The following is a 25,758-nucleotide window of genomic DNA, read 5'->3' as shown; positions in this document are numbered from 1 at the left end:
CCCGCGATCAGCCGACCGCTAGCTTCCCGGGCATGCACACCGTTCCCCTCGGTCCGCGCCGGACACGCGTTTCGCTCGTCCTCGGCCTGGTCCTCGCGCTCGTCATGATCGTGATCGGCATCGTCACCATCGGCGTGAACGGACCGCTCTGGTTCGCGATCGTCCTGCTCGTCGCGGGCGCGCTCATCGCCGCGCTCGCCCTCGTGCGTCTGGCGCTGCTGCGCCGCAGCTGACACGACGGAGGGCGGCGATCCTCGCGACCACCGCCCTCCGTCCGTGCGCCTACTTGCCCGGCTTCTTCTCCGGCACCGGGGCGTTGCCCGACGCCCGCAGCGCCGCGTAGTACGACGCCGCCTCGTTCTGCCGGTCGTCCTCGACGCCCGTGGCGATCGAGGCGCGGATGTGCTCGGGGCCGTAACCGAACGCGTCCACGAGGTCCTGCGCGTGCGGGCGCAGTCGCACGCAGAGCCGGTCGATGTAGCTCGACACCGCCGCCGCGCGCTGTGTCGAGAGGCGGCCGTTGATCAGGTACCAGGCCAGGTGCTTCTCGATGAGCTGCAGGCCGAAGAGGTCGCGCAGCCACGTCAGCACCTGGCGGGAGCCGTCGTCGCCGAGACGGTTGACGGCGTCGGTGAACGCCTCCCACTGCAGGAGCTCACCGTGGGCCCGGGCAGCTTCGATCAGCTCGGCCTGGTTCTCGTTGAAGAGTGCCGCCGCCTCCTCGCGGGAGAGCTTGGATGCCGGGCGCAGCCGCCCCGCGATGTCGGCCACCATCTGCTGCACGCGGTCGGCGAGCAGCTCGTGCTGCTGCTGAGCGCGGAGTCCCTTCTCCACCGAGCGGGCCGTCGAGCCGCGGTCGGTCACGGCCTGACCCAGCTGACGCAGACCCGCACCGTGGAAGAGCTTGCCCGCGGTCTGTCCCACCGCGAACGCGGCGAGGGCCTTGGCATCCTTGCCCTTGAACTGACGGGCGTAGTCGGCGAGCAGGCGCTTGCCGACGAGCTGCAGGAGGACATTGTTGTCGCCCTCGAAGGTGACGTAGATGTCGAGGTCGGCGCGGAGCCCCACGAGACGGTTCTCGAAGAGGAAGCCCTGGCCGCCGCATGCTTCGCGCGACTCCTGCAGCGTGTCCAGCGCGTGCCACGTCGACAGCGGCTTCAGCGCGGCGGCGAGCGTCTCGAGGTCTTCGCGATCGGCATCCGTGTCGAGGCGTCCGCTGAAGACGCCGTCGAACTTCTGAAGGAACTCGTCGTGCGCGAAGATCTGCGCGTACGTCGTCGCCAGGCGCGGCAGGAGGCGGCGCTGGTGCTTGCCGTAGTCGAGCAGAGTGACCTCGGGCGTCCCGCTGCCCGAGTCGAACTGCCGACGCTGGTTGCCGTAGGTGATCGCGATCGTGAGGCCGATCGCGGACGCCCACGCGGCCGCACCGTCGAGCGAGACGCGTCCCTGGACGAGGGTGCCGAGCATCGTGAAGAAGCGACGCCCGGGGCTGGCGATGTCGCTCGAGTACGTGCCGTCGGCGGCGACGTCGCCGTAGCGGTTCAACAGGTTCTCACGGGGGACGCGCACGTGGTCGAAGTGGAGGCGTCCGTTGTCGATGCCGTTGAGGCCGCCCTTGAGGCCGTCGTCCTCGCCGCCGATGCCGGGGAGGAAGGCCCCCTCGTCATCGCGGAGCGGAACGTAGAAGCAGTGCACGCCGTGGTTGACGCCGTTCGTGATGAGCTGGGCGAACACGGTCGCGGCCTTGCCGTGCAAGGCGGCGTTGCCGAGGTAGTCCTTCCACGCGCCGCGGAACGGCGTGTGGATGACGAACTCCTCGGTGTCGGCGTCGTACGTAGCCGTCGTGCCGATGGCGGCGACGTCGGAGCCGTGGCCGGTCTCGGTCATCGCGAAGGCCCCGGGGATGTCGAGGCTCATGATGCCGGGCAGCCACTTCTCGTGGTGCTTCTCGGTTCCGAGCTGGAGGACGGCCGAGCCGAACAGGCCCCACTGCACGCCCGACTTGATCTGCAGGCTGGGGTCGGCGGCCACCAGCTCTTCGAACCCGGCGATGTTCGCGCCGTTGTTCTCCTCGCCCCCGAACCGCTTCGGGAACGCACGGTGCACGGCCTTGCGCGCGACGAGCTCGTGCAGCTGGCCGAGGGTCCGCTCGCGGTGCGCGTCCATGGCGAGGCTGTCGTCGCGCCAGAAGATCGGATCCTTCAGCATCGCGCGCGCCTCCCGGCGCGTGTCCGCCCACGTTCCGAGCAGGAGGTCGGTGACCTTCTCGATGTCGATGCGGTTCTCGGCGGCCTCGGCGGCGGAATGCGCGGCTGTCGGCGCACCCCCGACGGGGGTACGCGTGCTCGTGGCGGGCGTGGTGGGACGGACGGCGGCGTCGGTCATTTCGGCACCTTTCGACGTTGCAAAGGGATGTCCCCACGGTAGGAGTCCCACAACAGCGGATCAAACATTGTGTGAGGTGGCCACAATGCTCTGGCGCGACGCCGGGTCGGTTGGTTGTGGGGGGTCAACATCCCTGTGAGGGTGCCGAGCGCGTCAGTGCTGGGCGACGACCGCGAGGATGCCATCGCCGTAGGCCTCCCGCTTCTTGGCGCCGATGCCGGTGATGCCATCGAGGTCGCCCATCGAGCCGGGCCGCTCGGCGGCGATCGCGCGCAGAGTGGCGTCGCCGAAGACGATGTATGCCGGCACGCCCTGCTCGCGCGCCTGCTCGGCGCGCCACGCGCGCAGCGCCTCGAACAGATCGCGGTCGCCGGCAGCGACGTCGTCGGCACTGGACTTGCGCGGGCGCGATCCGCCACCCCCACCGGAGCGACCGAGGGCATCGCGGCGCAGAGGTACCGGCGTCTCTCCGCGCAGCACGCCACCCGAGGCCTCGCTGAGCGCGAGGGTGCCGTAGTCACCCTGGGCGACGATGATGCCGCGCGCGAGGAGCTGACGGATGACACTGCGCCAGTCCTGATCGGACAGGTCGGCGCCGAGCCCGTACGTGGAGAGTCGATCGTGGCCCTGCTGAGCGATGCGCTCGGTCTTGGCGCCGCGCAGGATGTCGATCAGGTGGCCGGCGCCGAAGGCCTGCCCGCGCTCGCGCTGCAACCGGACGATCGTGGACAGCAGCTTCTGCGCCGCCACCAGGCCGTCCCACGTGTCGGGCGGCGTCAGGCACGTGTCGCAGTTGCCGCACGGCTCGGACGGTTCACCGAAGTACGACAGCAGGTTCTGGCGGCGGCATCCGACCGTCTCGCACAGGGCGAGCATGGCGTCGAGGTGCTGGCCGAGACGCATCTTGTAGGAACGGTCGCCGGGAGACTGGTCGATCATGCGGCGCTGCTGCACGACGTCGCCGAGGCCGTACGCCATCCACACCACCGAGGGATCGCCGTCGCGGCCCGCGCGACCCGTCTCCTGGTAGTAGCCCTCGACGGACTTCGGCAGATCGATGTGCGCGACGAAGCGGACGTCGGGCTTGTCGATGCCCATGCCGAAGGCGATCGTGGCGACCATGATCACCCCGTCGTCGCGGAGGAAGCGCGACTGGTTCGCCGCGCGCACCGAGGTGTCGAGGCCCGCGTGGTACGGCAGGGCGTCGAGGCCCTGCGCGGCGAGGTACGCCGCGGTCTGCTCGACGCTCTTGCGGCTCAGGGCATACACGATGCCCGCCGACCCCTCGGGCTGGGAGCGGATGAACGACACGAGCTGGCGGCGGGGGTCGACCTTCGCGTCGACGCGGTACTGGATGTTGGGCCGGTCGAAGCTCGCGACGAACGTGCGGGCGTCGCGGAGGCGCAGGCGCTCGACGATCTCGCGGGCGGTCTCGGGGGTGGCGGTCGCCGTGAGAGCCATGCGCGGGACACCGGGGAACCGCTCGGCGAGGTCACCCAGGGCGAGGTAGTCCGGCCGGAAGTCGTGGCCCCACTGCGACACGCAATGGGCTTCGTCGATCGCGATGACGCTGAGCCGTCCGCGCGACAGGAGCGCCAGGGTCTGCGCTCCGTTGAGCCGCTCGGGAGCGACGTAGAGGAGATCGAGGTCGCCGGCGAGATACGCCTGCTCGACCGCCTGCCTCTCGGCCGGGGCCTGCGTCGAGTTCAGGTACGCCGCCCGCACGCCGTTGGCCACGAGCGCGTCGACCTGATCGTGCATGAGGGCGATGAGGGGGCTCACCACCAGACCGGTGCCCGGGCGCACGAGCGCCGGCACCTGGTAGGTGACGCTCTTGCCACCGCCGGTGGGCATGAGCACGACGGCGTCGCCACCGTCGATGACCTGCTGCACGATCTCGGCCTGGTCGCCGCGGAAGGCGTCGTAGCCGTAGACCTCGTGCAGCACCTCGCGCGGATCGCGCCCGGTGAAATCGCGCACGTCGGGCAGTTCGCGAGCGGTTCCGGTCACCACCGCGGCTCGCGCGAACGGGGAGGTCGTGGCATCCATCGGCGGGGGCGGAGCGTCGGGGTCGTCGGGCGGGGCGAACAGATCGGGATCCCAGTCCGCCCCCGCGTACGGATCGTCGTATCCGTCGAACGCCTCGGGAGGCGCATCGGCGTACGGCTCGGGGGCGGCGCCGGGGAAAGTCACTCCACCACGGTAACCCCGGGCACGGACACGCATCCGGCGAGCGCTCTGTTCGGGGGAGGAATCGTCAGGAATCGGGGGTGTGGAGGATCAATGCGACGCGCGGGTCAGCGGCGTCGGCGGGAGGTCGGATGCCTCGAGCTCGACACGTCGCGCGGAGCAGCCGACGCAGCGGACGTACCGCACCCGCCCTTCGCTCGTCGCGTGCACCGACTCGGTGATCCACGCGTGTTCGTGGACGGGGGCGACGGGCGAGGCGACGGGCGAGGCGAGGGTGTCGGCGGCGGTCATGAGGCCAGCGTGCTGTAATGCCGTTATGCATCTCAACCCTTACGGGGAGTACGCCGTGCTGCTAGCGGCGTCGCTCGCGAACGACTGGCCCGCCGACCGCGCGGGCATCGAGGAGCGCACGCGCGAGCTCGGCATGACGATGGCGTTCCCGGTGGCATCCGACGACCACCCGCGCACGCGCGACGTGATCGACCGGTGGCTGCGGGTCGTCGATGAGCCCGACCCCGCGGCGCGCGCGGCGCTGCTGAACCTCGAGATGGCCGGGGCGGCGGCGTATCCGCGGCTCACCGACCACGACGGCGAGGGCTGGCACCTCCACTACCGCGACACCGACGACTCGCTCCCCCGAGTGCTGGCGGCGGTGATCTCGGTGGGCACCGCGCTGCACCTCGTCACCCGCGGCATCCACCGCCTGGGCCGATGCGGCGCCGCCCCCTGCGACCGCGTCGTCGTCGACGTCACCCGTAACGGCCGTCAGCGCTACTGCTCGGTGCGCTGCGCGAACCGCGCCGCCGTGCGCCGGCACCGCGCGCGCGGCTGAACCACCAACCCCGAACCACGAACGCCCACCGGCGCTGGCACAGCGTGCCGCGCGGCACCGGGGATGGCGGAACAGGGCTCGCCCTGCGAACGTTGAGGGCAGTACCGACGACCGGAGGCGACATGACCGACGCAGTGACCGTGACCCGCAACGACGAGGCGCGCCGATACGAAGTGCACGTGGACGGCGAACTGGGCGGGGTGCTGCAGTTCCGTCCGGCCGGTGAGGGACGCGTGGTCCTCCCCCACACCGAGATCGACTCCTCGTTCAAGGGCAAGGGCCTGGGTTCGACCCTCGCCGGCGAAGCGCTGGCCGATCTCGCCCGGCGCGGCGACACGATCGTGCCCACGTGCCCGTTCGTCGCGCACTACCTTCGCGAGCACGACGTCCCCGGCCTCGTCATCGAGTGGCCCCGCGAGGAAGACGCGGCCGACTCGGCGGATCCCGGCGAGCCGGCATGACCCGACTCGACGTCGCGCCACCGGCATCCGAGGGCCCGGTCGACTGCGACGGACCGCGCGCCCTCGTGGTCGAGGCCCGGGAGGTCCCGCTCGGGGGCGTCCGCAACATGGAGGTGCACCGCACCCTTCCGCATCGTGCGCTGCCGATGGTGGGGGCGTGGTGCTTCCTCGACCGGTTCGGACCGCAGGAGACCCTGATGCGGGTCGAGCCGCACCCCCACATCGGTCTGCAAACCGTGACCTGGCCGATCGTCGGCGAGGTGCGCCACCGGGATGCCGTGGGCAGCGACGTCGTCGTCCGCCCCGGCGCTCTGAACCTGATGACCAGCGGCGACGGCATCGCGCACTCGGAATATTCGGTCGGCGACGACCCCGTCCCCCTCGACGCACTCCAGCTCTGGGTGGCGCTGCCGGAGTCCCGCCGCCACGGCGGACCGGCGTTCGAGCGGCACGAGGACCTCCCGGTCCTGGATCTCGGCCAGGGCGCGGACGCCATCGTCGTCCTGGGCTCGCTCGGGGGAGTCTCGTCCCCCGCCACCGTCCACACCGCCATCGTGGGAGCGGAGCTCCGACTGCCCGCCGGCATCCCGGTCCGCGTGCCCCTCGACACCCGATGGGAATATGCCCTCTACGGCATGATCGGTTCCGCCGAGGTGCAGACGGGGGTGGATGCCGTCGACGCCGACGCCGCACGCCGCACCACTCCTCTCCCGACAGCGGAGGCCACGGCATCCGTCGACGGATCACGTCTGCTCTACCTCGGCACGGGTCGGGACCACGTGGAACTGGTGTCCGCCGAGGGCGCCCGCGTCTTTCTGCTCGGCGGTGAGCCGTTCGAAGCGGACATCGTGATGTGGTGGAACTTCGTGGGTCGTTCGCACGACGAGATCGCCGCGGCCCGCGAGGCCTGGGAGGCCGGTGCTCCGCGCTTCGGCACCGTCGTCGACCACGGTCCCGAGCGCATCCCCGCCCCGCCGCTCCCCGCCGTGCGGCTCACGCCGCGCCGCCGCCGGGTGTAGCGCGCGTCGGGCGGGGCTTCACTGTCCAGGACACGCGGACGGCCCGGCCCGGCGTCCGCGTGTCTTGGACACTCGGCCTGGGGCCCGAGCGAACGCACGCCCCGGACGCGAACGCACGCCCCGAACGCGAACGCACGCCCCGAACGCGAACGCACGCCCCGAACGCGAACGCGGCGCCCGAGCCGGAGCCCGGGCGCCGCGTCGGCGTGAGGATCAGCGCAGCACGATGAACGCGCTGTACGTCTCCGAGGCCGAGACGGTCTCGCTGCCCTCGTACTCCGCGGCCACGATGCGCAGGCCCCGCGTCTGCGGGTCGAGCGTGATCGTGGCACGGCCGTCCTCGAGCGTCGCCGTGTACGGCTTGCCGGCGACGGTCACCGTCACCTCACCGGTCGCCGCGGGACCACCCGAGGGGCGGACCTTGACGGTCAGGGTGTAGGTGTCGCTCGTGCGGCCGACCCACGGGTTCACCGTCACGGTCGTCCGCGACGAGGCCACGACGGGCACGCCCGCGCTGTCCGCCGTACCGGTGAGCCCGGTGCCGGCGTCGGTCGCGGTCACCCGCACCGAGAGCACCGCACCGACGTCGTCGCGCTTCACGCGGTACGTCGACGAGGTCGCGCCCTCGATCGGCTCACCGCCGCGCAGCCACTGGAACGTCGTGGTGACCTCGGCCGGGTCCCAGGTGCCGGCGGTCGCCGTCAGGGTGCGGCCGAGCTTCGGCGTGCCCGAGATCGTCGGAGCGTCGACGTTGACCGGGGCCGCTTGACCCGAGTCGACCGTCAGCACCGTCTGCACGTTGGATTCGCCGTACTGCACGACCCCGAGGTACCGGGTCTGCGGCTGCAGTCCCTGCCATGACAGGTCGTAGGTCGTCGCCACTCCCTGCTCGGCGGGGATCGGGTTCGGCGTGGCCGTGAGCTGCCCCTCGCCACCGGGCTGCACGTTCGCGTAGGTCATGTCCCACGTGAACGGCGCCGTGAACGAGTAGATGTTCGCCTCGACGAGGTAGGTGCCGGGGGTCGGGTTCGGCAGCGAGACGCGCTCGTCCGCCGAGCCGGTCGCCGAGGTGAACCGCTCGTAGTACCGGAGGTCGTCCGGGCTCACCACGCGCGACACGAACAGGTCGAGGTCGCTGCCGGTGTCGTCGGAGGAGTCGAGGTCGAAACGCGAGAGGGTCGTCCCCTCGGGCACGTCCACGATCCACCGGACGTAGCCGTCCGCGTCACCCGAGTCCTGGTCACCGGAGTGTCCGTCGACCGGGTTGTCGGGATCGGTCAGCAGGGTGACGGCCGAGAGACCCGACACCGTCAGCGGCAGGTCGCCGCTCACGCCGGGGAGGATCTCCACGCCCGTCGAACCCGACAGCCCGGTGCCCGCGACCTCGGCCGGGGCCTCGGCGGTCGTCGGCCGCACCGCGATCGGCGAGCGCACCTGGGTGTCGCCGCTGGTCCACGTGAGGAAGCCCGTCGTCCACTGCTCGGCTGCCGCGGTGGTGCGGGAGAACGTGACCGTGAAGGTCTGCGTCTCGCCCGCCGCGCCGAAGGTCAGTGTGGACGGCTCGACCGTGGCATCCAGTCCGGGGACGTCGATGGATGCCTCGAACGTGCCCGCCTGCGTGGAGGTCACGGTGCGCGTGACGGTCTGCGGCTTGGCCAGGGATCCGATGGAGATGGATGCCAGGTTCAGGTCGCTGCCGTCGATCGGCTCGACGCCGAAGTCCTCGAGGCCCTTGCCCTGCAGGAACGCCGCCCAGTCGGCGGGACCGTTGAGGTACAGCAGACCCGGGTCGAAGTACTTCGTCGGGTCGACGTGACCCGCACCCTGCGCGAACGGATCCTGCGCAGGGGCGCCCTCGACGTCGACGGTGTCGTACGCCGTGGTCATCATGGCGGACTTCACCTCGGCGGGCGTGGCCAGCGGTCGCTCGCCCAGGTACAGGGCGGCGAGACCGGCGATGTGCGGCGAAGACATGGACGTGCCCGAGAGGAACTCGAACGTGGGAGCGGCACCCTCGGCGTTCGCGGCGGCGGCGAGGATCGCCACGCCGGGCGCCGAGATGTCGGGCTTGAGCACGTCGCTGCCGTCGGCGAGCATCGGTCCGCGGCTGGAGAAGCCGGCGACCTGCGGCGTCGGCGTCTCGACTCCCGTGACGTTCTCGCCCACGAGGGTCGCCGTGGCATCCGCGTTGCCCCGCACGTAGGCGAGGAGGTCGTCGCGGTAGCGCGCGTCGATGTGCACGGTCGGCACGGAGTGGAAGTCGTTGTCGACCGACGCGGGGGTGACGTTGACGAGAATCATGCCGATCCCGCCCGCCTCCTTCACGGCCTGCGACTTCTCGATGCGCGCGTTCTGCCCGCGGTCGCACACGACGATCTTGCCGGCGGCCTGCGCCGCGTCGAGCGATCCGAGGAGGCATAGGGCGGCGTTCGCCGGATCCGCTCCGGATGCCGCGATGTCGCCGGCGTAGACCACCGGTCCCGTCACGTCCTCACCCGCCCGGACGGAGACCGAGGCACCCGCGGCCTGGAAGCCGTTCGGGAGCTTCACGGTGCCCTCGTAGGTCGGGATCGTGGATGCCGCGACCGTGGTGTACCAGGGCGAGGCGTGGTCGGCGGTGGAGGCGTCGGGGCCGGAGTTGCCGGCCGAGACGGCGACGAAGATGCCCGCCGCGGCGGCGTTGAAGAACGCCGCGTCCTCGAGGGCGAGGGTGGTGGTGGCCGCCCCGCCGCCGATGGAGTAGTTGATCACGTCGACGCCGTCGGCGACGGCGGCGTTGATGGCGCCGAGCAGGTCGCTCAGCGCGCAGACGTCGTCGGTGGTGACGAGCGGGTCGGGACCGGAGTAGCAGGCCTTGTACGCGGCGACCTTCGCGGCCGGGGCCACGCCCGAGATGGCACCGAAGTCGATGCCCTCGACGCTGGCGTCGACGCCGTTGTTGCCGGCGGCCGTGCTCGCGGTGTGCGAGCCGTGCGCGTCGCCGTCGCGCGGGGAGCGGTAGTCGGCTTCGAAGGTGAAGCCGGTCGCGGCGGCACCCTGATCGAAGTAGCGCGCGCCGACGAGCTTCGTGGAGTAGTCGTCGACCGACCAGCCGTCGCCCGTGGCGACGCGCGGCGACCGGAAGTCGGTGCCGTCGGCCTTGCGGTAGACGACGTCGTTGCCGTCGAGGTACGGCTGGTCACCGGGCGTCGTGCCGAGCGGGTCGCCCGCGAACGACGGGTTCTCGGGCGCGATGCCGGTGTCGACGACACCGACCACGACACCCTCGCCCGCCGCGTCGACTCCGCCGACCTGCTGCCACACGCCGCCGTCGCCCTCGAGCCCGAGGAACTCGGTGGAGGGGACGGCCGCCGGGTGGCGGATCTCGTCGGGGACGACCTTCTGCACGCCCTTCGTGGCGGCGAGCTTCGCGGCCTGGTTCGGGTCCATCGCCGCGCTGAAGCCGTTGACGGCGAGCGTGTACGAGTAGTCGGCGTCCACCCCGGCTTCGTCGGCGACGTCCTGCTGGCGCTGCTCGAGGAAGGCCGAGTACTCGCGGACGGCATCCGAACCGGTGTCGAGGCGGGCATCGTCGGACTTCGTCGCGCGCAGGCCCGCTTCGCCGCCGTCATAGGTGGCGACGGGCGCTTCGTCGAGGACGACGATGTACCGCCCGGTGGCGGACTCGATGGGTGTGGGAGGGGTCACCCCCTCGCCCACGACGGCGGCCTGCGCGGAGGTGACTCCGGCAGCGGTGAAAAGCCCGGCCAATGCGATGGCCGCGGCCGAACGCAGGGTACGACCCATAGTGCGCTCCAAACGGGGGGATGAATTGAGCGATGTGCGCGACTTCTTCGGCGCGCGTCGCACAAACATAACTCACGGCGAATTCATCACCAACGGTTTCTTTTGGACTCCGTCCGGTAACCGGATGCCGCGGTCCCGATACGCTGACCCCGTGTCGTCGGCATCCCGTCTGTCCACTCGCGTCCTCCTCGTCTGCGCGGCGATCGGCGTGGGCACGGGGATCCTGGGCGGCGCCGCGGGCTGGCTGACGCTCGTCGTGCTGGCCACCGCGCCCTGGGCGTACGGCCTCGTGCTCGGGTCGCACGTCCTGCCGGGGATCATCGCGCAGCAGGTCGTCCGCCGGGCGTGGGTGGCGTTGCTGACCCACGTGCTCGCGGCGCTGGTGGCGAGCGCCATGGCTCCGCAGTGGACCTTCCGCTTCCTCGGGACCGCGATCCTCTTCGGCGGCATCCAGGAGGCCGTCGCCGCCCTCACCCGCTACCGCGTGTGGGCCGCGGCCCGCTTCTTCGTGTCGGCCGTGATCATCGGGGTGCTCGTTGCCGCGGCCGTGTGGTTCGCCGCCGACATCGGCGCGCTCGCTCCGTGGGCCCGGATCACCTATCTCGTGATCGGCGTGCTCGGTCCGGTCGTCTGGACGGCCGTCGGCCTCGCAATCGGGTCGGGCCTGCGCGGCGCGGGCGTCGCCCGCGGACTGTCGCAGCGCTAGTCCGCCCGCCGCGGCCGCCGCGCCAGCCCGACCCACGCCCGCACGAGCAGCGCGGCCGCGGCGCCCGCGACGATCCACGTCAGGAGCGACCCCAGCCACCCGGTCACGAGGAAGCCGAGGAGCAGCGCGGCCACGACGAGCACCGCGATCACCAGCAGCGTCACGACGGCGAGCAGGACGGCCCGGACCGGATGCCGGGCGAACGCGCGCAGACCGCCCCACGCCGTGGCATCCGGATCACCGGCGGGCGACACGAGGACGAAGGCGACGAGCAGGGACGGAACGACGGTCGCCGACGACACCACGGCGAGCGCCCCGACGACGACGAGCGCGACGACCACGGCGGCGAGCGCACGCAGCCACCGGGCACCCGGACCGCCCACGAGCGCGATCACGGCCGTCGCCGCGGCGACGAGCGAGAGGACGGATGCCGAGAGCATCGCGAGGAACAGCGGGTCGATGGCGGGCGTCGCTCCCGGCAGGACGCACAGCGCCTGCACGACGGCGTTCCCCAGCACGACGGCCGCGACGAGCAGGACGCGCCTCACGGGGTCACCCCCGCGGCCTGGTCGATCACGGCGCTGACGCTGCCGGTGAACACCGTGTCGGAGCCCACCGTCACGGTGAAGCTGTCGGGGTCGGCCGCGGGGGAGGCTGCGGTGACCGCGGCGCCGTCCTCCGTCGTCCCGGTGCAGGAGATCGCGCCGTCGGACGCGCGCGTGCACGTCGGCACGGCCTCGAGCGCGATGCCCTTCTGCTGCAGCACGTCGATCGTGGCGAAGCGCACCTCGGTCAGGTGGTTCCCGCCCACGGGCGCGATCGCGGCGACCTGCGAGCAACCGGCCAGCGCGAGGGTCGCCGCAAGGGCGCACACTCCGAACAACCGCCTCACAGCCCCCGCTCCTTCTCGTACGCGCGGATCCGCGCCCGCTCGGTCACGTGCTGCGCCTCGAGCTGCGCGTCGGTGATCACCGAGAGGTCGAACGGCGCGGGGAGCAGCAGTTCGGTGTTGCGGTCCAGCGGCGACCCGCGTCGCATGAGCGGCGTCTCGGCCCAGTCGTTCGCCGTGAGCTCGCGGCTGCGCGCGGCGAGGTCGGCGACCGAACCGGAGTTCCCCGGAGCCGCGGGCGAGGCGTGATCGAGCACCGTCGTGAACAGCGACAGCGTGCCGTCGCGGTTGTCGACGACCTCCACGACCTGTTGCTGCTGGGGGAAGTCGATGCAGGACGCGGTCGTGATCTCCCAGAACCCGCCCTTCGCGTTCGTGTGCGCGAGGATCTGGTTGAGGTGCGTGTGGCCGTTCAGCCATCCGACGACGACGGGGAATTCCAGCAGCAGGGCGACGAACTCGTCCGCCCCGTAGAGCTTCTCGTCGACCCCCGGTCGGGTCGCGCGGTTCTCGAGCGTGAGGCTGTTGTGGTGGCTGAAGATCAGCGCGAGCACCTGGTCGCGCTGCGCGATCTCGAGCTGCGCGCGCAGCCACTGCATCTGGGATTCGGGCACCGCACCGTCGGGGCCGGCGACGGCGTTGCACGTGTCGAGTCCGAACGCCCGGACGCGCGGGCTCAGGTCGGCCTGCCACCACGTCTCGCCCGAGGCGAGGTTGTGGGCGGTGAAGCCGTGGCCGACGGGTCCGGGCGTGGGCTCGGTCCGGAAGTGCTCGGCCATGAAGTCGCGCTGCTCGAACAGGTAGCGCTCGGGGTTGGCCGTGACCTCCGTGAACCCCGGACCCCCGGATGCCAGCCCCAGCGCCGCGAGCACCTGCGCGAGGACGCTCGTCCCCGCGGCCCATCCCTCGAGGGCCGTGGAGGCCGTGGCATCCAGGGTGTACGACTTCCGGGCGCCGACGGCCAGTGCGCGCAACTGCGGGCTGATGTCGAAGGTTCCGAGGAGCAGGGTGTCGTGGTTGCCGTACACGGCGTACCAGGGCGCCGGGAGGCCGACGGACTGCACGGGCTGGGCGATCGCCTGCGCGAGGAGGTCGGGGAGGCGCGGGAATCCGTAGTCGCCGAAGTCGCCGCCGCTCGGATCGCCGGGACGGTACGCCCACGTCGCCTCGCTCCACGCCTGCACGCCCTGCCACGTCGGTCCGCCGGTGGCCGGGTCGACCGCGAGGCCGTCCATGAGGTCGATGTACCAGCGCAGCTCGAGGTGCGAGTGCATGTCGGCGCTGTCGCCGGTGACGATCGCCGCGCTCATCGGCGCGCCCGTGAGCGGGCTGTAGCGGGCGTCGGAGAAGGCCTGCACCATCGCCGCGGTCGCGTGGGGACTCAGCGGATCCTGCGGGTGGAAGGCCGAGCCCCACGCGGAGTGGTCCTGCACGATCATCGGCTCGATGCGTCCCGGGGACTGCGCCTCGATGACGTGGAGGTCGGACAGGTGGCCGAGGTACAGCAGCGAGCGGCGCGCCGTGGTGCGCGTCGGCGACGGGGTGCGCCGCAGAACGTCGATGCGCGGGAGGTACGGCTCCCCCGGCCCGGTGGTGAGCGTGCGGTACCTGCCCGAGAGCACCGAGCCCTGGCGGATCGTCTGCAGCAGGGTCGACGGGACGTCGGCGGACGGCGTCGCCGCCCGCGCCAGCTGCGGTGCGAGGACGTCGAACCCGAGCCCCGTCGCGGCGGCAGCGGCGGCGGTGGCGTGCAGGAACTGACGGCGGGAGAGACCGGTCACGAGATCGTCCGTTCGGGCGGAGGAACCTCGAATGTACCGTTCGCGCATTTCAGGCGTCCAGAGCGCAGGATGCCGTGCCTCCGTGTCGCGGCGGCGGGAGCCCCCGACCGAGCGCGTCGCCTCGACGTCGAGACGCCTCCCCCCACGGGTAAGGCGAACCTAAATAGACTGGACGCCTCGCCGAAGGACACCCGTGACCGCCCACCCGCACCCGACCGCCGCGGCGCCCCGCGCGGGCGTCGACGCCCTCCTGCGCCTGCGGAACGTCGCCGTCACGCACTTCGAGGCCGACCGCGCGACCCCCGCCGATGTGAGCTTCGAGGTGCGCCCCGGCGAGGTGGTGCTCGTGCTCGGACCGAGCGGGTCGGGCAAGTCGACCCTGGCTCTCACGATGAACGGGCTGCTCCCGCACGTCGTCCCGGGCGACGTCACCGGCACGGTGATCGTGAGCGGGACGGATGCCGCGACCACCCCGGTCGCCGAGCTCGCGCAGACCGTCGCGATGGTCTTCCAGGACCCCGACGCCCAGCTCATCACCGGCACCGTGCTCGACGAGGTGTGCTTCGGTCCGGAGAACCTCCGCCTCCCCGTCGACGAGGTGCTCGCGCGAGCCGAGGCGGCCCTCCGCCGCGTGGGGCTCTGGGACCGGCGCGACGACTCCCCCGACATCCTCTCCGGAGGGGGCCGGCAGCGTCTCGCGATCGCGTGCGCGCTGGCCATGGCCTCCCCTCTCCTGGTGCTCGACGAGCCGACCGCGAGCCTCGATCCGGCCGGGGTCGCGGAGGTCTACTCGGCGCTGCGCGAGGTCGTCGCGACCGGGGATCGGGCGATTCTGCTCATCGAGCACGACCTGGATGCCGCGGTGGAGCTCGTCGATCGGGTCGTCGCGCTCGACGGCGCGGGCCGCGTGATCGCCGACGGAGACGTCGACGAGGTTCTGCGCGGGCGGGCGCTCGAGCTGCACGGACTCGGGGTGTGGCTCCCGACCGCGACGCTCGCGGCGCTGCGGCTCCGCCGCGCGGGCTATGCGCTGCAGCGACTGCCGCTCACGCCCCGAGAGCTTCGGGCGGCGCTCGAGGATACCGCGCCCCCCGCTGTGGCATCCGTTCCCGGTCCGACCCCGGTGCGGGTCGGGGGCGAGCCGATCGTCCGCGTGCGCGGTCTGAGGGTGACGCGGGGCCGCACGCCCGTGCTGCACGCCGTCGACCTCGACGTGCGAGAAGGCGAGTTCGTCGCCGTCGTCGGCCCCAACGGTGCCGGGAAGACGACCCTGGCCCAGGCGATCGCCGGCGTCCGACGGCCTCCGCGCGGGGTCGTCCGCATCGACGGGCGCGACGTGCGACGCCTGTCCCCTCGACGGTTGTCGCGCCACGTCGGGTTCGTGTTCCAGAACCCCGAGCACCAGTTCGTCACGACGACGGTCCTCGACGAGCTCGCTCACGGCCTCCGTCGGATGCGGCTCCCCGAAGCGGAGGTGCGCAGCCGCGTCGACGAGATGCTCGGGCGGTTCGGCCTCGCCGATCTCGCGGACACCCACCCGTTCCTGCTCTCGGGCGGGCAGAAACGACGGCTGTCGGTGGGGACGGCGCTCGTCGGCGGGGCCCGGCTGCTCGTGCTCGACGAGCCGACCTACGGACAGGATCGCGCCCGCGCCGACGAGATGATGTCGATGCTCGACGATCTCCGCGACGGGGGCACGACGATCATCGTGGTCACGCACGATCTGCAGCTCGTCGCCGAGCACGCCGACCGGGTGGTCGTGATGGATGCCGGGCGCCTCGCCGCCGACGCCCCCGCCGATGCCGTGTTCGCCGACGCGCCGCTGCTCGAGCGCACGGGCCTGGGCGTCCCGCCCCTGCGCCGCGCGTTCACCGGGCTGCAGCGGCATCCGGAGCTGGCGGCGATCACGCGCCTCCGCGACGTCCCCGGCGGCGGATCGTGACCGCCGTCGCGCTCGCGCCGGCCCCGACGGCGTTCCTCGTCGGCCTGAACCCGCTCGCGAAGATCGCCGCGGCGCTCCCCGCGATGCTGGCGCTCGTCTTCGCGCGCGATCTCACGACCCCCGCGGCCTTCCTCGTCCTGTCGTACGTCCTGCTCCTGTGCGGCGCCCGGTGGTCTGCGCGGCTGTTCACGATGCTCGGAGCGGTCGTGCCGCTCGCGGTGATCGTGGTCGGCCTGGGCTTCGCCGTCTGGGTGGATCCCTCGATCGGCGGCGTCGCGGTACTGCGTGTCGGCGGCTGGCCCCTCACCGACGGCGCCCTCGCCGTGGGCTTCTCGACCGGACTGCGCCTGGCCGCGATCATGACGCTCGCCCTCCTCGGGGGACTCACGACCGCCGGCACCGACCTCGTCCGCGCCCTCGTGCAGCAGCTGCGCGTGCCGTACCGGGTCGGCTACGCGGCCCTCGCGGCGATCCGCTTCGTCCCGCGCTTCGGTCGCGAGCTCGAGACCATCCGCCAGGCGCAGCGTGTCCGAGGGGTCGGGGGCTTCGCGCCGACCCGGTGGATCCGCACCGTGGTGCCCCTTCTCGCCGGCGCGATCCGCCACGCGGAGCGGGTGGCCCTGGCGATGGATGCCCGCGCCTTCGGCGCCCACCCCGATCGCACGGAGAGGCACCTCGTCCCGTGGCGACGGCGGGACACCGCGTTCGTGCTGGCGTTCTGGGCGGTGTCGGCGGCGGTGTTCCTCGCCGTGTGACGCGGGTCAGTACGTCGGCGCGGCCGGGAGACCGAAGAACTCCTCGAGGGTCGTGAAACCCCCGTCGTGATACGCCTTCGCGAGCTCGGGCCCGATGTAACGGAGGTGCCACGCCTCGGGCTCGTACCCGGTGACGTCGATGCGACCGACGTCGTACCGGGTGATGAAGCCGTACTCCCAGGCGTGGTCGCGCACCCACGCGCCCTGACTCGACCCGGCGACGTCGTCGAGGGTGCCGCAGGAGCGGTTGCACGGCACGATGTCGACCGCCAGCCCCGACTGGTGCTCGCTGAACCCGGCGCGCGCGCTCTCGCGGTCGGCTTCTTCCACCCCACCGACCGAGACGCGATCCGCGTACGTCGCCTGCTGGTTCTCGTAGGAGCGGAAGGCGCTGAGATACCCGATCTCGCCCACCCCGGCATCCGCGGCCGCGCCCACGAGCGTCGTCAACGCGTCGGCCGCGGTCCGGCGCAGACCCGATTCCTTGAGGGCGCGCACATCGTCGGGCATCACGAGGTCGCCGGGCCGGTAGTCGGCGGGGTCGAACGGACGCTTCTTGTTCACCACGACCCATTCGCGGTTCGGGTCCGACAGCGAGATGCACGGAGCGATCCCGGATGCCACGGCGGACCGGAACGCCCCTGCCCCGCCGATCGCGGCGATCGTCGCGGTGTCGTCGCCCGTTGCGAGGACGGCGGTGAAGGCCGGGTCGTCGCACGGGCTCGTCGGCGCGGGCGCCTCGGCGATCACCGGGACGGGCAGGCCCTCCGCCGGCACCGCCGGTGGACCGACCATCGCCGCCGCCTCGGGCGCGGCCACCGGGGTGGACACGTTTCCCGCCGTCGCAATGCCCGCGGCGATGAGTCCCGCGGCCGCGGCCGTCAGCCCGAGCGCCAGCACCGCCATCCGTCGACGGACCCGCCGTGGGCGCGAAGCCCACCGCACGCCGAGACCCGCGGCCGTGGGGGCGTCGCGGCGCAGGCGCCGCGTCATCGGCGCGACGGGCTCTCCTGGAGGCGTGACCACCTCGATCGCTTCCGTCGCCCGCCGTTCGGCCTCGGCGCGCGCGGCGCGGCGGGGCGAGAGCTCGGGATCGAAGGAAGTCACTCGACCCATTCTCTCCCGCCGCTCCGGGCCGGTCGAGGGGGCGCACGGACGGGCACGGAATCCCTCGTTGCCCGGAAGCGCCCGCCCGGGCAGGGTGGGAGGGGTGGAATCCGACCGGGGGGCAACGATGATCGACGACCACGACCGCGAAGCGCTGCGTACGGTTGCCCGCTACCTGGAGCACGTGCAGAGGGTCGCCGCAGACGACCACGCGGACGGACGCAGCGCGTTGGCCGACGTCATCTCCGACCATTTGGGGGTGGATGCCGCGACCGTCCCCGTCACGACGGAGTCGCTGTCGCTGCACCGGTACGTGGATGCGGACATCGCCCTCGACGAGTTGACGGCCGTCGGCGGCGGCCGCGTCATCGGCGTCACGGGCGGCGACCAGCGGTGGCACGTCTCGGCATCCGAGCTCCTGGCGTCCTCCTACGCGCGGTTCGCACCCGGCCCCATCTCGTACGAGACGCGCGCGATCGGTCCCGGCACCGAGCGACGCGTCGTCGCCTTCGGCGTTCGGCTTCTGACGTTCGACGGGCACCCCCTGGCCGTGGTGCAGCGTTCGAGTTCGCCGAACGTCATGCCGCCGGCCGCACGGCTGGAAGTGTTCGGATCCGACCCGGATGCCACGAGCGCCGCGCTCGCCGAAATCCGCCGCCTCATGGTCGAGCGGAGCGTGCTGCGCGGTCAGGTGCTGTCGTTCGCGCCGACCGAGTACGGGTCGCACGCGGGAGCGACGTTCCTCCCCCGCCCGTCCGTCGAGGCCGACGACGTCGTGCTCGCGGACGGCGTGCTGCAGACCATCGTCGACCACGTCGTGGGCATCGGCGACCAGCGCGAGGTCCTGCGCGCCGCGGGGCAGCACCTCAAGCGCGGTGTCCTGCTGTATGGGCCGCCCGGCACCGGCAAGACGCTGACGGTGCGCCATCTGCTGTCGCGCACGCCGGGCACCACCGCCGTCGTGCTCACCGGATCGAGCATCCGCTTCGTGTCCGCTGCCGCGGAGATCGCGCGCACGTTCGCGCCCGCGCTCGTCGTGCTCGAGGACATCGACCTCGTCGCCGCCGACCGCGCGTACTCGCCCGAGCCGGTCCTGTTCGACGTGCTCGACGCGTTGGACGGCCTGGAACCGGATGCCGACATCGCGTTCGTGATGACCACGAACCACGTGCAGATCCTCGAGGAAGCCCTCGCGGCCCGCCCCGGCCGCGTCGACCTCGGCGTCGAGATCGCCCTGCCCGATGTCACCGCCCGACGCCGCCTGTTCCAGCACTACGCGGGCAGCCTCCCCTTCTCCGCCGAGGCGCTGCACGCCGCCGCCGAGCGCGCCGAGGGCACGACCGGCTCGTTCGCGAAAGAACTGGTGCGCCGTGCGGTCCTGCGGGCGGCGCTCCGCGGGGACGAGCTGCCCACCGACGACGACCTCGCGGCCGCGCTCGACGACCTGCTGTCGTCCGGCGCAGCGCTGACCCGGCTGTTGCTCGGCGGACGGGAGTCCTTTTCTTCTAGTCAGTGACGCAGGCGCTTGCCAATTCCTCGAACACATGTTCCCATGGGGAGATGAGGTGGCAGGGTCAGAAGCTGGGCGTCGACGACACGGCGGCGCTTCCCGGCATGGAGCGCATGGACGGTCTCGTCCGTTCGGTGACTACTCCCGAGTTCGCCGGAATGACCTTCCACGAGGTGCTCGCCAAGACGGCGCTCAACCGCGTCCCGGGCGCCTCGGCGATGCCCTTCGACTGGACGGTGAACCCCTACCGAGGGTGCAGTCATGCGTGTGCCTACTGCCTGTCCCCCGACACGCTCATCATGACCGCCGACGGGAGACATGTGCCTCTCCGCGAGGTCAAGATCGACGATGAGATCATCGGCACGCAGAAGCAGGGCGCCTACCGCCGATTCGTGCGCACGACGGTCACAGCCAAGTGGCCCACGAGAAAGCGCGCCTTCCGGGTGACGTTGGCCGACGGAACGGAGATCGTCGCCAGCGCTGACCACCGCTTCCTCACCGACCGAGGGTGGAAGTTCGTCTCCGGCGCGATGCAGGGGTCGAATCAGCGCCCCTATCTGACGACGTCGAACCGTCTGCAGGGGTTCGGTCTGGGCGCCCCGATCGCTCATCCCGTCGAGAGCGAAGACCGCAAGCAGGGGTATGTCACCGGCATGATCCGCGGCGACGGCATGATCTTCCACCGAACATACGACGACGGACATCGGGTCCGCGACATCCACCGATTCCGCCTCGCGCTCGCAGACCCGGAGCCGCTGGCGCTGACTCGCGCCTACATGGATGATCTCGATATCCAGACGACGCAACGCCCATTCGCGGTGCCTGAGGGATACCGGCCGATGACGGCTCTACACACAGCGCGTTCAGCGGACATCGCCCGCCTCGAGGATCACATCAGGGTCCCGCAACACCGATCCTCGGAGTGGCTCGCGGGATTCCTGGGCGGGATCTTCGATGCGGAGGGGTCCTGCTCCCGCGGCATCCTAAGAATCTCGAACGCGAACCCCGAACTGCTCGATCTGATCGAGGAGGGCTTCGCACACTTCGGCTTCGATGCCGTGCGCGAGAGCAAGACGACCACGGACGTGTGCTCCGTTCGACTTCGCGGCGGGCTGGCTGCGCGACAGCGCTTCTTCCGTATCGCGCGCCCTGCCCTGACGCGGAAGCTCGACGTCGTAGGGGCCGCCGTGAAGACCAGCTCCGACCTCCGCGTCGTCGCCGTGGAAGACCTCGGGTACGAGATCGACATGATCGATATCAGCACCGGCACGGGGGACTTCATCGCCAACGGCGTCGTCAGCCACAACTGCTTCGCCCGCAAGACGCACGAATACCTGGACCTCGACTCGGGGGCCGACTTCGACTCCCAGATCGTCGTGAAGATCAACGTCGCCGACGTACTGCGCAGCGAGCTGCGACGAGGATCGTGGGCGCGGGAACCCGTGATGCTCGGGACGAACACCGATCCGTATCAGCGGGCCGAGGGTCGCTACCGCCTGATGCCCGACATCATCGGCGCGCTCGCCGAGAACCGCACGCCGTTCTCCATCCTCACCAAGGGCACACTGCTCCGGCGTGACCTTCCGCTCCTCACCGATGCGGCGAAAGAGGTGCGGGTGACGCTCGCGATGTCGATCGCGGTGTTCGACGACGCGCTGCAACGGTCGCTCGAGCCCGGCACCCCCACCGCGGAGGCGCGACTCGACACCGTTCAAGCGGCGACCGCGGCCGGGTTCCGCGTGACGGTCTTCCTCATGCCGATCCTCCCGCACCTCACCGACTCGGTCGCCGCCCTCGACCACGCTCTCGGGCGCATCCGTGCCGCCGGCGCGGCGCGAGTCGTGTACGGGGCACTTCACCTTCGGCCCGGGGCGAAGGAGTGGTTCCTGCAGTGGCTCGAGCGCGAGCATCCGGAACTCATGTCCTCCTACCGGGGTCTGTATCCGGGGGTGTCGGTGCAGGCACCGCAGGCCTACCGGCGCTGGCTCGGCAAGCGCGTGCAGCCGCTGCTGAAGATGCATCGCCTCGACGGATGGGACGAGGACGACCACCCGCGCGGCCGACCGCAGCCGGGGCTCGCCGCGCGCACGGCGACCGCACCGCGACTCGGACCCGTCCGCACCACCGGGTCGGCGGCATCCGCCCGCCCGTCCGTCGCCCCCGCCAGCGAACCGACCCTGTTCTGAAACGGCGAAAGCCCCGCCCGCACACGGCGGACGGGGCTTTCGAGATCGACTCAGGACGTGACGTCGGAGAGCTGACGACCCGCGAGCTCCTCGAGCACGTCGTCACCCAGCTGCGTCGGCTCGAACGGCGCCTCGATCTCGGCACGATCGAGCAGCTCGGTCATACGGCGCTGACGCTGACGCGTGATGAGCGTCACGACGGTGCCGCGGCGACCCGCGCGACCGGTACGACCGGAGCGGTGCAGGTAGGTCTTGTACTCGTCGGGGGCGTCGGCCTGGATGACCAGATCGATGTCGTCGACATGGATGCCGCGCGCGGCGACGTCCGTGGCGACGAGCACGTTCACGCGACCCGAGGTGAGCTTCTCCAGGTTGCGGGTGCGCTTCTGCTGGTTGAGGTCACCGTGCAGGGCGACCGCGGCGATGCCCGCCTCGTCGAACTGCTCGGCGAGCATTTCGGCGTAGGCGCGCGTGCGGGCGAAGACGAGCGTCTTGCCCTCGCGGTCGACGAGCGAGTCGAGGATCTGCGCCTTGTCGCGGTGCTCGATCACGAGGACGCGGTGCTCGATGGTGCTCGAGTCCTGGTCTTCGCCGGCGACCTCGTAGACGGCCGGCTCGACGAGGAACTCGTCGACCAGGGCCGCGACCTCGCGGTCGAGCGTGGCCGAGAAGAGCAGCTTCTGGCTGCCCTCGGCGGTCGCGCGCAGGATGCGCTGGACCGGCTCGAGGAACCCGAGCTCGCACATGTGATCGGCCTCGTCGAGCACGGCCACCTGCACCTGCGAGAGGTCGAGCTTGCCCTGGTTGAGCAGGTCTTCGATGCGGCCGGGGGTGCCGATGACGATGTCGACGCCCTTCTTCAGCGCACCGACCTGGCGCGCCTGGGGCACACCGCCGTAGATCTGCGTGGTGAACAGGCCGACGCTGCGCGCGATGGTCTGCACCGTGCGGTCGATCTGCAGGGCCAGCTCGCGCGTGGGGGCCATGATGAGCGCCTTGGGCGCACGGGCGAACTCGCGACGCTGACCGGCCTGGGCACGGAGGATGCGCTCGACGAGCGGCGCGCCGAAGGCGATCGTCTTGCCGGAGCCGGTGCGGCCGCGGGCGAGGACGTCGCGGCCCTCGAGGATGGGCACGACCGTGGCCGCCTGGATCGGGAAGGGCTTCTCGGCCCCGAGGCCGGCGAGCGCGCGGACGATGTTGTCGCCCAGACCCAGGTCGGCGAAGCCGGCTCCGGTCACGGTCGCCGCATCGACGGCCTCGGCCTGGAGTCGCTCGTGCACGACGTCGACCCGCTGCTCGTGCTCGGCCGAGCGCTTCGGCGACGCGTTCCAGTCCGAACGGTTGGGGCCGTCCGTGCGGCGGGGACGGTCGTCACGACGCTCGAAGGACCGCGCGGGACGGTCATCGCGGGCGGGACGATCGTTGCGGTCGAACGAACGAGCGGGACGGTCGCTTCGGTCGAACGAACGGGCCGGACGGTCGTCACGGTCGAACGAACGAGCCGGACGATCGTCGCGGCGCTCGAAGGACCGAGCCGGACGGTCGCTGCGATCGAAGGAACGAGCGGGACGGTCATCCCGGGCCGGACGGTCGCTGCGGTCGAAGGACCGGGCGGGACGGTCATCCCGAGCGGGACGGTCGTCGCGACGGTCGAACGACCGCGCCGGACGGTCGTCACGGTCGAACGAACGAGCCGGACGGTCATCCCGGACCGGACGGTCGCTGCGGTCGAACGAACGAGCCGGACGGTCGCTACGGTCGAACGAACGAGCCGGACGGTCATCCCGGACCGGACGATCGTTGCGGTCGAAGGACCGAGCCGGACGATCGTTGCGGTCGAAGGACCGAGCCGGACGGTCGTTGCGGTCGAACGAACGGGCCGGACGGTCGTTACGGTCGAACGACCGCGCGGGACGGTCATCGAACGACCGGGCCGGACGCTCATCGGCGCGCGCGTTGCTGCGGATGCCGCGGGCCTCGTCGCGACCGGCACGGTCCGACGCGCTCCAGCGGCGCTTGGCGGGGGCGGTGTCGGCCTCGGGAGCGCGGTAGCCGCGGTGGGTGGGGCTCTTGCTGCCGGGCTTGGCGGGCGCGTCGGCACCGGGACGACGCTTGCGATCCTGGAACGAGGTCTGAGCGCCGTAGCGGGGCTCGAAGTTCTTCGCGGCGCGACCGCCGGCGGGCTTCTTGTTCTTGGGCATGGGGGACTTCCTGGGTTCTGTTCGCGCGAAACAGCGACACCGCTCAGGGCGGTGCGAAACCCGGACTGTCGTCGGCCGGGGGCCATTCACTGATGATGGTCGAGGCCGCGATCGCGTCCTGTCCATCGGCCCCTTGGACTCACAAACCCATCCGCGCATCACACGCGGCGTCCAGAGCCGACCGCACCACGTTACAGCCCGCGCCTGGGAATGGCATCCATGTCTTTGCCGAGTCGGACCTCGTCCCACCTTCTGCGGTTCTCACACCCACAGACCGGCCACTTCCGGAACATGCGGCGCGATAACCGGGACGAGGGCCGGGAGAACCGGGACGTGGACGGTAGCCGAAGATGGAACCATGGCAGACACCGACGCCCACCCCATCACGGTGGCGATCGAGCGGCGCATCGACCCGACGCGCACCGCCGAAGCGACCTCCTGGATGCAGGCCGGCACCGACCTCGCGACCGCCTTCCCCGGATTCCTCGGCTCGGGCTGGGTGCGCGCGGGGGAAGACAGCGACCTCTGGTACATGCTGTACCGCTTCCGCGACATCACCACGCTCGAGCAGTGGGAGACCTCGTCGCAGCGGCAGTGGTGGCTGGATTCCGGCCGCCCGTTCGCCCGCGAGGAGCGCGTGGAACGGCGCACCGGCATCGAGGGCTGGTTCGACGCCTCGCTCGGATCGGTGCTGACCGGGACGGATGCCACGACCCAGACCGTGCAGCAACCGGTCCCGGCCGCACCGCCCCGATGGAAGCAGGCGGTGACGATCTGGATCGGTTTCTTCCCCACGAACCTGCTCGCCAGCTGGCTGCTCGGGTTCATCCCGGGCTTCGCCGAGGTTCCGCTGCCGCTGCGCGTCCTCGGCACGACGCTGCTGCTCACGCCCGTGATGACCTACGCGGTTCTTCCCTGGGTGACCCGCCTGCTGCGACCCTGGTTGCAACGCCCGCCGCGTCCTCGAAAGGTGTCCTCATGACCGCCGACCCCACCGGCCACCGGTTCCGCTTGAACGGACCCCGTTCCTCGGCCGAGATCGCTCAGGTGGGCGCGACTCTGCGCGCCCTCACCGTCGACGGAGTCGATCTCGTCCCGCGCTACGCCGACGACGTGCCCACGCCCGCGGCATCCGGGGTCGTCCTGGTGCCCTGGCCGAACCGCATCCGCGACGGCAAGTACTCCTTCGGCGGCGTGGACCGTCAGCTCGCCATCAGCGAGCCGGCGTTCGGCAACGCCAGCCACGGACTGCTGCGCTTCGGCTCGTACACGGCGGAAGAAGTCGCCGACGAGCGGCTCGTGCTGACGGCGGACGTCGTCCCCCAGACCGGGTACCCGTTCCACCTGCGCACGCACGTGACCTTCACCCTGCTCCCGGACGGTCTGCACGTGGAGCACCGCATCGAGAACGTCGGCGCCGACACGGCGCCGGTGGCGCTCGGCATCCACCCGTATCTGCAGATCGGCGGGGTCGCCACCGAGGATCTCGTCGTGCACTCGACGGGCACGACGACGCTCGTCCTGGACGACCGGAAGCTCCCGGTCGACGAGGTCCCGGTCGACGAAGCCACCGACCTCCGCGCCGGTCGGCGCCTCGGAGACATCTCGCTCGACAACGCCTACCGCGGGCTCGAACGGGATGCCGACGGCCGCGCGCGTCACACCCTCACGGCCCCCGACGGTCAGGTCGTCGAGCTCTGGCAGGATGCGGGCTTCGAGTGGGTGCAGGTCTTCACCACCGACCGATACCCGGGGAACTCCCTGGCCGTGGCCGTCGAACCGATGACGGCGCCGTCGAACGCTTTCGCGACGGGGACGGATCTGCTGTCGCTCGAGCCGGGTGGAGAATTGCGTCGCGAATGGGGTATTTCCTACCGCGGATGAGGTTCTCGTCCCCCTGAATATGCCCCTTGTCCCCCAAATGGGGGACAAGAAATTCCGCCGACGATCTGGGGAATTCGCAGGCAAGACCTTTCCTATGAGGGCTCGGGGAAAGTTACCATTC

General features: G+C 71.4%; 20 protein-coding genes. 11 read left to right on the top strand and 9 right to left on the bottom strand.

The genetic code is table 11. The features are described 5' to 3' along the window. Positions 1-32 precede the first annotated feature (32 nt). A complete protein-coding gene (locus tag QM517_RS16290; RefSeq protein WP_077050823.1) occupies positions 33-233 on the top strand; it encodes a hypothetical protein in 201 nt (66 codons plus the stop codon). A gap of 49 nt (positions 234-282) precedes the next feature. Here QM517_RS16290 and QM517_RS16285 read toward each other — a convergent pair whose 3' ends face one another. The 3 genes from QM517_RS16285 to QM517_RS16275 form a co-directional block, all read right to left on the bottom strand. After that, on the bottom strand, positions 283-2,385 hold the full coding sequence (locus tag QM517_RS16285; RefSeq protein ID WP_283288954.1) for an acyl-CoA dehydrogenase family protein: 2,103 nt from the start codon (positions 2,383-2,385) through the stop codon (positions 283-285). Positions 2,386-2,538: 153 nt separating this feature from the next. Beyond that, the gene (gene recQ, locus QM517_RS16280) at positions 2,539-4,578 is read right to left on the bottom strand and encodes a DNA helicase RecQ (protein WP_283288952.1); all 2,040 of its coding nucleotides are present in this window, start codon (positions 4,576-4,578) and stop codon (positions 2,539-2,541) included. An 87-nt stretch (positions 4,579-4,665) separates the two neighbouring features. Then, entirely contained in the window at positions 4,666-4,866 is a 201-nt protein-coding gene (locus tag QM517_RS16275; RefSeq protein WP_283288950.1) for a hypothetical protein, read from the bottom strand. A gap of 25 nt (positions 4,867-4,891) precedes the next feature. Between QM517_RS16275 and QM517_RS16270 the strand changes: the two genes are divergently transcribed. From QM517_RS16270 to QM517_RS16260, 3 genes are all read left to right on the top strand, one after another. After that, positions 4,892-5,407, top strand: coding sequence for a CGNR zinc finger domain-containing protein (locus QM517_RS16270; RefSeq protein WP_283288948.1), 516 nt, complete (start codon positions 4,892-4,894; stop codon positions 5,405-5,407). A 122-nt stretch (positions 5,408-5,529) separates the two neighbouring features. Then, a complete protein-coding gene (locus QM517_RS16265; RefSeq protein WP_283288947.1) occupies positions 5,530-5,868 on the top strand; it encodes a GNAT family N-acetyltransferase in 339 nt (112 codons plus the stop codon). Further along, positions 5,865-6,887: a pirin family protein gene (locus QM517_RS16260; RefSeq protein ID WP_283288946.1), complete on the top strand. Its 1,023-nt coding sequence runs from the start codon at positions 5,865-5,867 to the stop codon at positions 6,885-6,887. The genes QM517_RS16265 and QM517_RS16260 overlap by 4 nt, the downstream gene beginning before the upstream one ends. 213 nt (positions 6,888-7,100) lie before the next feature. Here the strand turns inward: QM517_RS16260 and QM517_RS16255 are convergent, their stop codons facing one another. Continuing rightward, the gene (locus tag QM517_RS16255; RefSeq protein WP_283288945.1) at positions 7,101-10,673 is read right to left on the bottom strand and encodes a S8 family serine peptidase; all 3,573 of its coding nucleotides are present in this window, start codon (positions 10,671-10,673) and stop codon (positions 7,101-7,103) included. 151 nt (positions 10,674-10,824) lie between these two features. Here QM517_RS16255 and QM517_RS16250 point away from each other — a divergent pair, with 151 nt between their 5' ends. Further along, positions 10,825-11,379, top strand: coding sequence for an ECF transporter S component (locus QM517_RS16250; protein ID WP_283288943.1), 555 nt, complete (start codon positions 10,825-10,827; stop codon positions 11,377-11,379). Here QM517_RS16250 and QM517_RS16245 read toward each other — a convergent pair. Genes QM517_RS16245 through QM517_RS16235 form a run of 3 tightly spaced genes read right to left on the bottom strand, consistent with a single transcriptional unit; the run spans position 11,376 to position 14,049 of the window. After that, on the bottom strand, positions 11,376-11,927 hold the full coding sequence (locus QM517_RS16245) for a hypothetical protein (protein ID WP_283288941.1): 552 nt from the start codon (positions 11,925-11,927) through the stop codon (positions 11,376-11,378). The genes QM517_RS16250 and QM517_RS16245 overlap by 4 nt on opposite strands. After that, on the bottom strand, positions 11,924-12,271 hold the full coding sequence (locus QM517_RS16240) for a hypothetical protein (protein ID WP_139340644.1): 348 nt from the start codon (positions 12,269-12,271) through the stop codon (positions 11,924-11,926). The genes QM517_RS16245 and QM517_RS16240 overlap by 4 nt, the downstream gene beginning before the upstream one ends. Continuing rightward, the gene (locus QM517_RS16235; protein WP_283288939.1) at positions 12,268-14,049 is read right to left on the bottom strand and encodes a TIGR03767 family metallophosphoesterase; all 1,782 of its coding nucleotides are present in this window, start codon (positions 14,047-14,049) and stop codon (positions 12,268-12,270) included. The genes QM517_RS16240 and QM517_RS16235 overlap by 4 nt, the downstream gene beginning before the upstream one ends. Before the next feature lie 193 nt (positions 14,050-14,242). Between QM517_RS16235 and QM517_RS16230 the strand changes: the two genes are divergently transcribed. Together QM517_RS16230 and QM517_RS16225 are read left to right on the top strand one after the other, a co-directional pair. Further along, entirely contained in the window at positions 14,243-15,991 is a 1,749-nt protein-coding gene (locus tag QM517_RS16230) for an ABC transporter ATP-binding protein (protein ID WP_283288936.1), read from the top strand. Beyond that, positions 15,988-16,746 (top strand): energy-coupling factor transporter transmembrane component T, encoded by a 759-nt coding sequence (locus QM517_RS16225; protein ID WP_283288934.1) that lies wholly within the window; start codon positions 15,988-15,990, stop codon positions 16,744-16,746. Before QM517_RS16230 ends, QM517_RS16225 begins: the two co-directional genes overlap by 4 nt. Positions 16,747-16,752: 6 nt before the next feature. Here QM517_RS16225 and QM517_RS16220 read toward each other — a convergent pair whose 3' ends face one another. Beyond that, on the bottom strand, positions 16,753-17,853 hold the full coding sequence (locus QM517_RS16220) for a M15 family metallopeptidase (RefSeq protein ID WP_283288932.1): 1,101 nt from the start codon (positions 17,851-17,853) through the stop codon (positions 16,753-16,755). A gap of 103 nt (positions 17,854-17,956) precedes the next feature. Here QM517_RS16220 and QM517_RS16215 point away from each other — a divergent pair, with 103 nt between their 5' ends. Continuing rightward, positions 17,957-19,369, top strand: a complete 1,413-nt coding sequence (locus tag QM517_RS16215) for an AAA family ATPase (RefSeq protein WP_283288930.1) — start codon at positions 17,957-17,959, stop codon at positions 19,367-19,369. A gap of 44 nt (positions 19,370-19,413) precedes the next feature. Beyond that, positions 19,414-21,549 (top strand): intein-containing Rv2578c family radical SAM protein, encoded by a 2,136-nt coding sequence (locus tag QM517_RS16210; RefSeq protein ID WP_283288928.1) that lies wholly within the window; start codon positions 19,414-19,416, stop codon positions 21,547-21,549. Between the two features lie 50 nt (positions 21,550-21,599). Here the strand turns inward: QM517_RS16210 and QM517_RS16205 are convergent, their stop codons facing one another. After that, on the bottom strand, positions 21,600-23,753 hold the full coding sequence (locus QM517_RS16205) for a DEAD/DEAH box helicase (RefSeq protein ID WP_283288926.1): 2,154 nt from the start codon (positions 23,751-23,753) through the stop codon (positions 21,600-21,602). A 358-nt stretch (positions 23,754-24,111) separates the two neighbouring features. On the opposite strand from QM517_RS16205, the gene QM517_RS16200 reads away from it, so the two are divergent. Then, positions 24,112-24,735, top strand: a complete 624-nt coding sequence (locus tag QM517_RS16200) for an antibiotic biosynthesis monooxygenase (RefSeq protein ID WP_283288924.1) — start codon at positions 24,112-24,114, stop codon at positions 24,733-24,735. Further along, a complete protein-coding gene (locus QM517_RS16195) occupies positions 24,732-25,637 on the top strand; it encodes an aldose 1-epimerase family protein (RefSeq protein WP_283288922.1) in 906 nt (301 codons plus the stop codon). Before QM517_RS16200 ends, QM517_RS16195 begins: the two co-directional genes overlap by 4 nt. Positions 25,638-25,758 lie beyond the last annotated feature (121 nt).

This window comes from Microbacterium sp. IEGM 1404 (assembly GCF_030056775.1).
Taxonomy (GTDB): Bacteria; Actinomycetota; Actinomycetes; order Actinomycetales; family Microbacteriaceae; genus Microbacterium.
The sequence above is the reverse complement of the archived record's forward strand: the minus strand, read 5'-3'. Positions and strand labels throughout refer to the sequence as shown.